An 11,399-nucleotide genomic window follows, 5' to 3' on the forward strand; every position below is an offset into this window, starting at 1 on the left:
CCATGTGGTCAACGCTCCAGCAAGCCGTTCGGCAATGGGCAGACGTTCTCGTCATCGCTCCGAGCGTCGCGGCAGTCGTCATCGGGTGCAATCTTACCGGGGGGCTTCAACTGTTAGAGTGGGCAGCCCTCGATCGCTTTTTCCGCTTGCGCTCCCTCGAGCCGGTCGATTCCCGTATCGTCATCGTGGGCATTAACGAGGCTGACATCGCCGAATTCCAACAGTGGCCGATATCTGACGCCCAGCTCTCCCGCGCGATCGCCAACATCAAACAACAGCAACCGCGAGCGATCGGTCTCGATCTGTATCGCGACTTGCCCGTTCCCCCCGGACACGAAGAATGGCTCGACACGATACAAACGACGCCGAACCTCATCGGCATCGAAAAAGTTAACGGCAATGCCGTTGCTGCTCCCCCACTCCTCCGTCAACGCGATCGCGTCGGCGTTTCCGATCTCGTCTCGGATGCCGACGGCAAAATACGCCGCGCCCTGTTGGCCGTTCGCCCCAAGGGTCGCCCGACGCGGTTGAGTTTTGGCGCGCAGTTGGCGTTAACTTATCTGAAAGCAGAGGGCGTTACTTTAGAAACGCTCGATATGGCAAAACGGCAGTATCGTTTGGGAAAGGCGATCTTTACACCTTTTCAGTCTAACGATGGGGGTTACGTCCGCGCCGACGACGGAGGCTATCAAATTTTATTGAATTTTCGCGGTCCTTCGGGAAGTTTCGAGACGATCTCGATGACAGAGATTCTCGAAAACCGCATTCCTCCCGACCTGCTGCGCGATCGCATTGTCTTGATCGGACCGACGGCTTCGAGCCTCGAAGATGCCTTTTACAATCCTTACAGCACCGACGATTTTACAGCCCTCTACGGACTCGAAATCCACGCCCATATCGCCAGTCAGCTCGTGAGTGCGGCCTTGGACGGTCGTACTCTGATTCGCGTTTGGCCCGATCCCCTCGAATGGCTGTGGATTTTAGGCTGGTCGGGGTGCAGTGCGGCTTTAGGTTCGACCTGCCTCCGCAAACGATGGACGGCCGCCAGTATCCTGCTACTCGGCGGCATTCTGGTAGCCGTTTCCTACGGGGTTTTTCTCATGGGGTGGTGGGTTCCCATCGTCGCACCGCTGTTGGCCGTTACCGGCTCTGCCGTAACCGGAACGAGTTACGTACTGTGGAAAAACCTAAGATTGTCGCACCGACAGTTAGAAGAGTACGCTCGAACTCTCGAACAAAAGGTGGCCGAACGGGCCGAACAGTTACAGCGCTCCGAAGAAAAATTTGCCAAGATATTTCGCGTCAGTCCGAGTCCGATCGCCATCGTCTCGTTAGAGGATGAGAAATACCTCGAGGTCAACCAAAGTTTTCTCAAAATCACGGGCTACAGCCGCGAAGAAATCGTCGATCGTGCGGTTGACGAGATCGAATTGTGGGGCAGTCGGCGATCGCGATTGGAACTGCTCGCACTCCTGACCCGTCGGGAAGTTGCCAATAACTACGAACTGAAGTTTCGGACGAAAAACCGCGATAAAAGAACCGCTCTGTTTTCGACTGAAACGGTCGACCTACGCGGACAAGAGTGTTTGTTAGCGATACTCCACGATATTACTGAGCGCAAACGTGCTGAAGCCGCTCTCGAAACGGCCAACCGACAGCTCCATCACATCGCCACCTCAGACAGCTTGACCCAAATCGCCAACCGCCGACGGTTTGACGAATACTTAAACCATGAATGGCAGCGAATGGCTCGCGAACGACAACCCCTATCGTTAATTTTGTGCGATGTCGATGATTTCAAGCGCTTTAACGACACCTACGGCCATCCCACGGGAGATGTGTGTTTGAAGCAAATCGCCCAGGCCATGCGTCGCTCTGTGAAACGTCCGGCAGATTTAGTCGCTCGCTATGGCGGCGAGGAGTTTGCGGTCGTTTTACCCAACACGCACGCCAACGGAGCGCTAAAAGTCGCGCGGGCAATTCGAGAGGAAGTCTGGAAACTCGCGATTCCCCATGCCACCTCTCGCGTGAGCGATCGCGTTACCTTGAGTCTGGGGGTCGCGACTCAAATTCCCGTTTTCGCTCGTCTGCCAGAGTTACTCGTCGCCGCCTCCGATCGCGCCCTTTACGAAGCGAAAGCTCGAGGTCGAAACTGTGCCGTCGCGCAAACGATTTGAAATAAGGGGAACAAGTCTGTTGGCGGTGTACGTTGGCGGTGCGCCTCTTTCAGGGAAGAGTTAAGAGTGTAGAGTGAAGAGTTAAAGAGGAATTCCCACTCTACACTCTGCCCTCTGCACTCTTCACTGATAAACATGCACCCTACCACTCATGAAGCTCACCCCACCTGCTAGGGCGCGAGGTGGGGGTGTCGGTGCTAACCTGGAACTGTGCTAGTCCACAGATCACACAGACAAGCCCAGCTTCTAGGCGAACGTCCAGAACGTTTGCTGGAGCGTTCCTTACGGTCATTTCTGCACGTAAGCTTAAGGATGCCTCGGGCAGCAATGTTCAGCGCCCCATTGAGGTCTGCGTTGTATCGCTTGCCCGAAGAAAATTTGGCCAGTGTATAGTTTTTGGAGTCCCGTCGCACCACTCCACTCCCGTCATAAGCCAGCTTTGAGGTATAAGCGGCAACGACATCCACGACTTTACCGCCAATCTCTTGCCACTTCATTTCAGTAAAATCTCGAATCATCCCTTTGAGCCAACCATGAAAGCGCTGGCGCAGGTTAGACCGTTTTCGTCCACCTTTAGCTTTCCATCCTTTCAGGTTCTCAAAGACGATGGCATCGGCTTTGAATTGTCTGGCAATCTGGACAATACGCTTGGAGACGATCTGTCCGATTTGACGGTTGATGTTACGGCATTTCCGATAGGTATGGGAGCAGAAGCCTTTCTGGAGACTTCCACCTTTTCCCATCGTCTTACTGGCTCGTTTCGATACCGATTTCAGTCGCTTATCTCGACAGTCTATGTCTCTTCCAGGGTAAACGAACTCCCGATGGATTACAGTGCCGTCAAAATTCACGACTGCAACGGTTGCGGTGGTGTTAATACCGAGGTCAACACTCACTACATTGCCATCTACCTCCCGTTGGGGTGGATGACACTCAAACGGAACTGAGAGGTGACAGACCTTCTTCTCCTCATTAAAAATGAGTGAGGGTGACAGTAGTTTGTTGCTGTCTACCGTATGCCGTTCTCGTAGACCTGTAATCTGAACGGTTGTCCAAATCCAATCTGTTCCGTTAAATACCTTGATTTCGATGCGATCGTACCCGTGCAGTTTGTAGCACTGACCTTTGTACAAGGTGGGATAGCATCCGGTATTCGCATTCAGGACGGGTGGCTTGGCCTTGCGATGTTGGCGAATGCCACTCTGCCATTCCCGATACCGGGTCATGTAGCTACTCACCTGGCCGGCGGCGAAGACAATGGCGGCTCTTCGGTAGTAGCTGGGGAACTTGTAAAAGGTCGAGTCGAACTGAGGATATTTAGGTTGGGGATTCTGTGCGGTTTGGTGAATCAGTTTTTCAACCGCCAGTACTCGTTTTTGGCTGGACAACCCCGCCAGAGAAGACCAATGGGTAAACAGAATTCCGACCAAGTGCCGACACACACGACGATAGACCTTAACCGTCTCGTGAAACAGTCGTCGCTGTTCTTTTGTGGGGTTAAGACTCCATTTATCGGTGCGAACGATCTGGCCAGGTTTCTGGATTACCATAACGGTATGATAACTCAAGGCTTTGAGTGGTGCGGCTCCTTGACCCCCACCTGCGTCCCGCGAGGTGGGGGAGTGCGTCGCGATCTTGTTCAATCTTCCCTGTCTTCATCTTCCCAAACGATTGGGAATTCCTTCGCAGCCACCGGGAATGGTTTTACGGGTTTTTTCGCCTCCCCAGGCGCAACAGTAGTATCGCTGGGCGTCGGACATCCGCTGTACGTCGGTAAAATCGGCATCTTCGACGACTGCGCCCGTGTATTCTCCAGTTTGATAGTTCGGCGGATCGGTGCGACTGCGGGGCGTGGCACGTTCGGCGGTTCCGTAAAACAAACGGGTTCCTTTTAAATCCACCCCGGCTAAATTGGCTTCGTACAAGATCGATCGCGCGAGGTTCGCTTTGACTAAATCGCTGTGACTCAAATTCGCTCGTACCATGTTCGCGTCGCTGAGATCGGTCCAGCGTAGATCGGTGTGTTCTAAGTTGGCCGCTGCCAACATGACCCCCAAATCGATGACTCGGGTTCCGTAGGCGCGATCTTCGGCGTAACCGCCCGTGCCGTCGAGAATCGGACGCCCCAACCGACGATCGCGCTTCAACGGCGTCAACAATCGAGATTGGGAGAGAAATCGTATAATTTTGGCTTTTCCGGCTGCATCGACGCTGCTGAGAATGGCGGCGGTACGTCCTTCGGCGATCGCGCGTTCTTGGGGCCAGTCTTCGAGCAATCCTTCGTCGTTGATGGTTAAATCGGAAACCCCTTGAAAATAAGCGTCGATGGTTTGTTGTTGGGTGATGCGGTTTTGTTGAATCGTCAGATCCCGCGAAATCACGTACTGCTGCCACGCTACGTATACCGCGAGGATGGCGATCGCGATCTGTCCTAACGCCCCGACGATTTCCCCGAGGGCGCCGACGGCGTCCCAGTTGATTTGAATGGCGCGGGCTCCCTGTTGGTTGGAGGTACTCAGCATCAACAGTCCCGTGGCGGCGGCGAGTAACCCCAAAATGGCGATAATGAGTTTGCGCCAAGGTTCTGGAACGAGGTGCGTCCAAAGTTTCGTCCAACTCGGTAGCAACAACACCAACGACACCAGCAAACTCGCGAGCGATCCCGTCAAGGCTAACCAGAGGCTGTCGAAGGCGAGTCCCACGATCGCGATGACGATCGAACCTAAGACAATGGCGCTCGGGTAACGTTGTACGAATGATAAGGTTTGCGATCGCACGGCAACTTCATCGGCCGCTGGGGAAGGTGTCGGAGATGCCGACCGACTCTGGCTCGTTTGGCTCGAAACCTCTGCCTGCTCTACGGTAGACTCGTTTTTCTGCGGCGACGCAGCGGTATTGGATTCCTGGTTCATCAGCAGTTGGATTTGTCGATCGGGAGGTTAGGGAGATATACTCGTGGGTAGGAAATGTAAACGAGTATGTGTAAATCTAAAGAAAAGTTTAATTAATTAAATATTTCCGTAGTATTGCGGTAGTCTAAACCTATAGAAAGTGCTTAGCACATCTGTTTAAAGTCACTAGCCGCCGTTCCCATAATAGGGCTAGTTCATAACAAAACCATGCCCGCCCAGACTGAAACTCAAACAGCCTGGGCGGGTTAAATTTACAGATTCGATATAATCGCTCTATCAAGATCCGTCGCAGTACTCCGCCTATACCGCGAAGCGGTTAGGGGGTGGTGAAGCGGCGGTGAGTTGAGGTGCGTCCCCTGAACAATGCGATAGCGAGAGAAGGGGATAGCGCCGAAACGAGCCATCAAATATAATTGATAAGGTGGTAACACGCTGAAAACATACGGATAGCTCATCCAGTAGGCAGCCCAGAAGTAACGGTTAAGACACTGGCAACACGGACATCTCACGGTGGCGAACTCGGTTCGCCACCCGTGTCCTCCTGTATAGAGCATAAAGCCCAAAACCAAAAATCAGATCCGTCCGGCTTGGGGGCACCAAGTGGACGTAAAACAAAAAGCCTGTGGAATCGTTCTGGCGGGGACTTGAAGTTATCTGAGTTCAAGTCTAGTCAAGAGGTTGAGAAGCAGGAAATCCTTGGTGTGAACCAGGGAATCTCCCTGCATACCCGATAGGGTTGCTGGGAGAGGATGTCAAATCCAGAAGAGACGCTGGCGATGGAACATCTAGAGCAATACTATCGAGTGTTGGGGCTAGAACCGGGCGCTTCGCTCGAGGAGATCGATCGCGCCTACAGAGACTTGGCATTCGTCTGGCATCCCGATCGCATTCCTGGGGATAACTCGCGGCTCCAACATAAAGCCCAAGAAACCTTAAAATCGATCAACAACGCCCGCGATCGCCTGCGTTCCCTACACCGAAACGGCAGCCAAAACGGACACCGGAACGGAGCGCGATCGTCCGCTTCGCCGCCGAAATCGCCTCAACCGCCGCCCCATTACGACGACGATCGCCATCACCACCACCATCACCACCACCATCACCATCACCACCATCATCGCGGCTACCGACGCCCCCACACCCGCGACTACTGTAACGCCGATTTACACGGGGCGAACTTGCGAGAAAAAGACTTATCCGGGCGCAACCTCGAAGGCGCGAATCTCGTCGAAGCCAATCTCAGCGACGCCTTCATGCACCGCGTCAACCTGGCTGGGGCGAACCTGTGGGGAGCGAACTTATTTCGTGCCAACCTCCTCGAAGCCGATCTCAGTTACGCTATCTTGCGAGATACCAACCTCATCGGTGCCGATTTAAGCGGTGCCGATCTGACGGGGGCGGATTTAACCGGGGCGAAGGTGGGAACGGGAAACCGCCTCCTCGTCAAACTCACGGGGGCGAACTTAACGGGTGTCACGCTGCCAGACGGTAGAATTTACGAGTAAATCTGTTCTGTTTGTTTTCGTCCGTTCGTCCATGACTGCACTGCCATCTCTGTCGCCCGATATTACTAACCGTCTCGCCGAGGAATTGTCCCTGTCGCGTTCCCAGGTTCAAAACGCCCTCGAACTGTGGAACGAGGGGGCGACGGTTCCGTTTATCGCCCGGTATCGGAAGGAACGCACTGGGGAAATGACAGAGGTGCAGTTGCGGGAACTGTTCGATCGCGCGACGTATTTAAAGGAACTCGACGATCGCAAAACGACGATTCTCGAGGAGATCGATCGCCAAGGAAAACTGACAGACGAGTTGCGCGACAAGATTCTCGAGTGTTCTCAAAAAACCGAACTCGAAGATCTCTATCTTCCCTATCGCCCCAAACGCCGCACCCGCGCGACGATCGCTCGAGAACGGGGCTTAGATCCCCTGGCGAGGGCGATCGCAGCCTGCAATACGCCCCAAAGTCGCCAGATCGATCTGTACGCAGAAGCCGAAAAATACCTCAACCCAGACCAAAAAATCGCCACCGCTGAAGACGCGTTAAACGGAGCGTCGGACATTCTCGCCGAAGCCGTCTCCGAAGACGCCGAACTGCGATCGCACCTGCGAGACATCTTCCTCAAAGACGGGATGTTTACCGCTCGCGTTAAAAAAGACTATCCCGAAGGAACCACCAAATACGAAACCTATCGCGATTACCAAATTTCCGTTCGTAAAATCGCCCCTCACAACGTTTTAGCCCTGTTGCGCGGGGAACGGGAAGGGATTTTAGACGTGAAACTCACCGCCGACGACGATCGCGTTTTAGCCCATCTCGAATCGCGGATAATTCAGACTCGCGAGCGATCGCTGCGTCAGTTTTACCAACATCTCGTCAAAGACGCTTACACGCGACTCCTCAAACCTTCGATCGTCAACGGCGTTCTCGCCGAAGTCAAAACCCAAGCCGACGAAGCCTCCGTCAAAACCTTTGAAGCCAACCTGCGGGCGTTGTTACTAGCTGCACCGGCGGGGCGAAAACCGACGCTGGGAGTCGATCCGGGCTTCCGCACGGGATGTAAAGTCGCCGCCCTCGACGATACGGGAAAATTCCTCGAATACCAAGCGATTTTCCCTCACCAATCCCAAGCCAAACGAGAAGCGGCGGCGAAAACTCTCGCGGCGTTGATTCGACGCCACCGTATCGAACTTATCGCGATCGGAAACGGAACCGCCAGCCGAGAAACCGATCGCTTCGTCGGCGAGGTGCTGAAAGGGTTGGAAAATTCCCCGGTGAAGGTGATGGTGAACGAGTCGGGGGCGTCGGTGTATTCAGCCAGTGAGGTGGCGATCGCGGAATTTCCCGATCTCGATGTGACGGTACGAGGTGCGATTAGCATCGCACGGCGGTTACAAGATCCCCTGGCGGAGTTGGTGAAAATCGATCCCAAATCCATCGGCGTGGGACAATACCAACACGATGTAGACCAAAAGTTACTCAAACAGAAACTCGACGAAACCGTCGAAAGTTGCGTGAACTACGTCGGCGTCGATCTCAACACCGCTTCCAACGCCTTGTTAACGTCGGTGTCGGGATTGTCGGCGTCGGTAGCGAACAATATTGTGGCGTATCGCGATAAAAACGGCGCGTTTACCAACCGCCGCCAACTATTGAAAGTGCCGAAATTGGGTCCGAAAGCCTTTGAGTTATCAGCGGGATTTTTACGAATTCGCGATGGCGAGAATCCGTTGGATAACACGGCGGTTCACCCGGAAAGTTACAAGGTCGTGGAGACGATCGCCCAAGATTTAGAAGTATCGTTAGAACGACCGGAAGCGATCGCCAAACGGTTGAAGGCGATCGATCTCAAGAAATACACCACCGACCGCGTTGGCGAACCGACACTGCGCGATATTTTAGCTGAATTGGAAAAACCGGGACGCGATCCCCGCGACGAGTTTACTTATGCGACTTTTAAAGAAGGAATTAACGAACTTTCCGATTTAAAAGTAGGACTAATATTAGAAGGGGTGGTCACGAACGTTGCTAACTTCGGGGCGTTCGTGGATATCGGCGTTCATCAAGACGGCTTAGTTCACATTTCCCAACTCGCCAATCGTTTCGTGAAAGACCCGAATACAGTGGTCAAAGTTGGGGAAGTGGTGAAAGTCAAAGTGTTGGAGGTTAACGAGAAATTGAAGCGAATTAGTTTGTCGATAAAAGCCGTCGATTGAAGCGATCGTCGAGATGAAACAGACACTTACCGGACGCGCTGATACTCCAAAATTCACAAGTTTTCAGGAAGGGTGTATCTCACTTTTGTAAAAATATGAGTCTGGAGTAGGTTGGACTTCGGCAACGCTGCCGTCCAGGGGGGTAGCGATCGCGAAACCCAAAAACAGATCGATTCAGTGCAGAGACTCCGATCTGATAAATTTGCATTTTTGAGATGCACCCTTTCAGGAATACCTCTTACTGAGTTTGTAGTGGCTGCTGTTCTTCAGTTACAACGAGCGAGGAGGTTTTTGTATGAGCTGTCTCGGGTTTAAATTCGGCAGTTGGGTCGTGTTAGGTTTGATGGTAAGTTTAACGTGGCCGGTATTGGCGGAGTCGGGAGTGGAGTTCACTTCTCAACCCGTCGCGAACGCCTCAGATGAAACGAACGTGGACTTTTCAGCGCAGTTTCAAACGCTGGGGGTAGACGGTTCGATCGTGGTATACGACTTCAATCGCGATCGCACGTACCAACATAACCCCGAACGCAACGCGACGCCGTTTTTACCTGCTTCGACGTTCAAAATTCTCAATTCGCTCGTCGCACTCGAAACCCGCGCGATCGCCAACGATCTGGCAATTTTAACCTGGGATGGCGTCGAGCGGAGTTTTCCGGCTTGGAACCGCGATCTTAATATGCGGACTGCTTTTCGTATTTCGGCGGTTTGGTTCTATCAGGTGTTAGCACGTCGGATCGGTTACGATCGCATGAGAGAGTGGGTCGCCCAAGCAGATTACGGGAATCAAAACATTGGAAACGCTGAGGCGATCGATCGTTTTTGGCTCGATGGTGATTTACGCATTACGCCTCGAGAGCAAATTCAGTTTTTGCAACGTTTGTATCTCGACGATCTGCCATTTTCTGAGGAGGTTATGGCGACCGTAAAAGACATTGCAATCGTCGAGCAAACACCAGAGTATACGATTCGTGCAAAAACAGGTTGGGTGACGTTCGAACGCAGCGGTCAGACTGATGTCGGTTGGTATGTGGGATACGTGGAGCAAAACGATAACGTCTATTTTTTTGCAACGAATATCGATATTCGAGATGATGACGACCTTCAAGCGAGAATTGAGTTGACTCGTCGCTGCTTGGAAACACTTCAGTTACTATAAAGATGGTGACGTAAGATGTTTAAAACTACTGTTGGGACGATCTTCCAATGGGTGCATCTCACTTTTGCAAAAACATCAGTTTGGGGTGGCAAAATTCCCGATTAGCACTTCCGGTATAAGATCCCCGGCATCTTGGAGATGCCGGGGATCTGGAAATTGAGTGCGCCCAATTCGATGAATTTACATTTTTGAGATGCACCCCTTCCAATCTTCATGACTGTCTCGATCGAGGTCTTTTAGCGGTACTTAAACAAATTTCAAGCCCAAACCAAGCCAAAACGCGCTTTGTGAGCGGCAAACAGGTCTCGATTCTCGTTCAGCCATGCCACAAAACGAAAAGACATGGCTGTCCGAAAAGCCTCTAAAGCATCTACAAAAGTTTCCAAAGGTTGGTTCGCCCACTTCCTTCGTAAACCGCCCGTCAACTTATGCCAAAGGATAAAAGTGTAGGCACAAAATACCAAAATTAAATGCCGCTGTAAACTCTTCAAACCTCTCGCCTGGCATTCCCTCCAACCCAACCATCCTTTGGCTTCCCGATAGAAGACTTCTACCCAGTTTCGCCCTGAGTAAGTGTTCACGACCCATTCGGCAGTCACTTTTTCGGAGTCTTCATTCGTGATAAAATAATCAATTTCTGTCGCGTCCGCATAAGAACTTGCATTCATGACGATAGCAAAGGTTCTTTCTCCTTGTAGACGTGACAGCTCTGCCGTACCCGTCGCCACCCACAGGGTTTTTGGGCTTGTTTGAATTTAGAGAAACTGGCGTAAAGTCCTCTTCTGGTAAGCTTTTTGGCATATTCATCAAGGCGAATCTTTTGCCAATTTTCTCCCGATTGATTCAGCCAGATTTTCCGATTTTTGGCGACGGCTCCTAGATACTTCAGTCGGCGAGATTCGAGTCCCTTTAAAAAATTTGTGTTGTTACCATAGCCGGCATCCATGAGGGGTCTTCGGAGTTTGAGGTGATAATAGTATAATAGAAAACAAATGCAGGCGGATCTAAAGATGAACTTTTTTGTAGAAGACTTAATCAACTTACCCAAAGTAAGAGTGAGAAGCGTGGTCAGGGAACGCGAAGCAATATTTTTGCAGCTAGGCTTTAGAGAAGAGGAAGTTGCCTGTCCTCATTGTGGCAAAAAGACGGGCGAACTTAACCAAACACGAACCGTTAGAGTTCGAGACTTGCCCATTTCGGGTCAACTCGTATATTTGCAGGTAGTGCTGCACTCTAATGATGCTGTTCGGTCAGAATTCTTGCCACGGAGGGATTTAAGAATCCAAATAGCATTACTCCTCATCACTACCCACAAACTCAGGAGATCCACTCGACTTCAAAGTCAAGCCTAGATACCATAAGCATAGCTAGCTTGAAGACAAGCCTCACCAGTCTCTACATTGTAGAGTAAGAAAAAACTATCGAAGATACCAGCACTGT

7 protein-coding genes and 1 pseudogene are annotated in these 11,399 nt (G+C 52.0%); 5 read left to right on the forward strand and 3 right to left on the reverse strand.

The window, feature by feature from the left end:
• Window positions 1-2: 2 nt before the first annotated feature.
• Window positions 3-2,177, forward strand: a complete 2,175-nt coding sequence (locus tag GEI7105_RS33250) for a CHASE2 domain-containing protein (protein WP_017659941.1) — start codon at window positions 3-5, stop codon at window positions 2,175-2,177.
• A 197-nt stretch (window positions 2,178-2,374) separates the two neighbouring features.
• Here GEI7105_RS33250 and GEI7105_RS0107945 read toward each other — a convergent pair whose 3' ends face one another.
• Together GEI7105_RS0107945 and GEI7105_RS0107950 are read right to left on the reverse strand one after the other, a co-directional pair.
• Window positions 2,375-3,820: an IS200/IS605 family accessory protein TnpB-related protein gene (locus GEI7105_RS0107945; RefSeq protein ID WP_017659942.1), complete on the reverse strand. Its 1,446-nt coding sequence runs from the start codon at window positions 3,818-3,820 to the stop codon at window positions 2,375-2,377.
• A gap of 12 nt (window positions 3,821-3,832) precedes the next feature.
• Window positions 3,833-5,089 (reverse strand): pentapeptide repeat-containing protein, encoded by a 1,257-nt coding sequence (locus GEI7105_RS0107950; RefSeq protein WP_017659943.1) that lies wholly within the window; start codon window positions 5,087-5,089, stop codon window positions 3,833-3,835.
• A gap of 749 nt (window positions 5,090-5,838) precedes the next feature.
• Between GEI7105_RS0107950 and GEI7105_RS0107955 the strand changes: the two genes are divergently transcribed.
• The 3 genes from GEI7105_RS0107955 (at window position 5,839) to blaOXA (ending at window position 9,959) form a co-directional block, all read left to right on the forward strand.
• A complete protein-coding gene (locus GEI7105_RS0107955; protein WP_017659944.1) occupies window positions 5,839-6,594 on the forward strand; it encodes a pentapeptide repeat-containing protein in 756 nt (251 codons plus the stop codon).
• 31 nt (window positions 6,595-6,625) lie between these two features.
• Window positions 6,626-8,803: a Tex family protein gene (locus GEI7105_RS0107960; protein ID WP_017659945.1), complete on the forward strand. Its 2,178-nt coding sequence runs from the start codon at window positions 6,626-6,628 to the stop codon at window positions 8,801-8,803.
• 295 nt (window positions 8,804-9,098) lie between these two features.
• Window positions 9,099-9,959, forward strand: a complete 861-nt coding sequence (gene blaOXA / locus GEI7105_RS0107965; protein WP_017659946.1) for a class D beta-lactamase — start codon at window positions 9,099-9,101, stop codon at window positions 9,957-9,959.
• 257 nt (window positions 9,960-10,216) lie between these two features.
• Here the strand turns inward: blaOXA and GEI7105_RS29620 are convergent.
• A pseudogene (locus GEI7105_RS29620) lies at window positions 10,217-10,908 on the reverse strand (transposase); the annotation flags it as partial.
• 61 nt (window positions 10,909-10,969) lie between these two features.
• Between GEI7105_RS29620 and GEI7105_RS38990 the strand changes: the two are divergent.
• Window positions 10,970-11,311 (forward strand): transposase family protein, encoded by a 342-nt coding sequence (locus GEI7105_RS38990; protein WP_071591988.1) that lies wholly within the window; start codon window positions 10,970-10,972, stop codon window positions 11,309-11,311.
• Window positions 11,312-11,399: the final 88 nt, after the last annotated feature.

The organism is Baaleninema simplex PCC 7105 (genome assembly GCF_000332355.1).
Lineage (GTDB): Bacteria > Cyanobacteriota > Cyanobacteriia > Cyanobacteriales > Geitlerinemataceae > Baaleninema > Baaleninema simplex.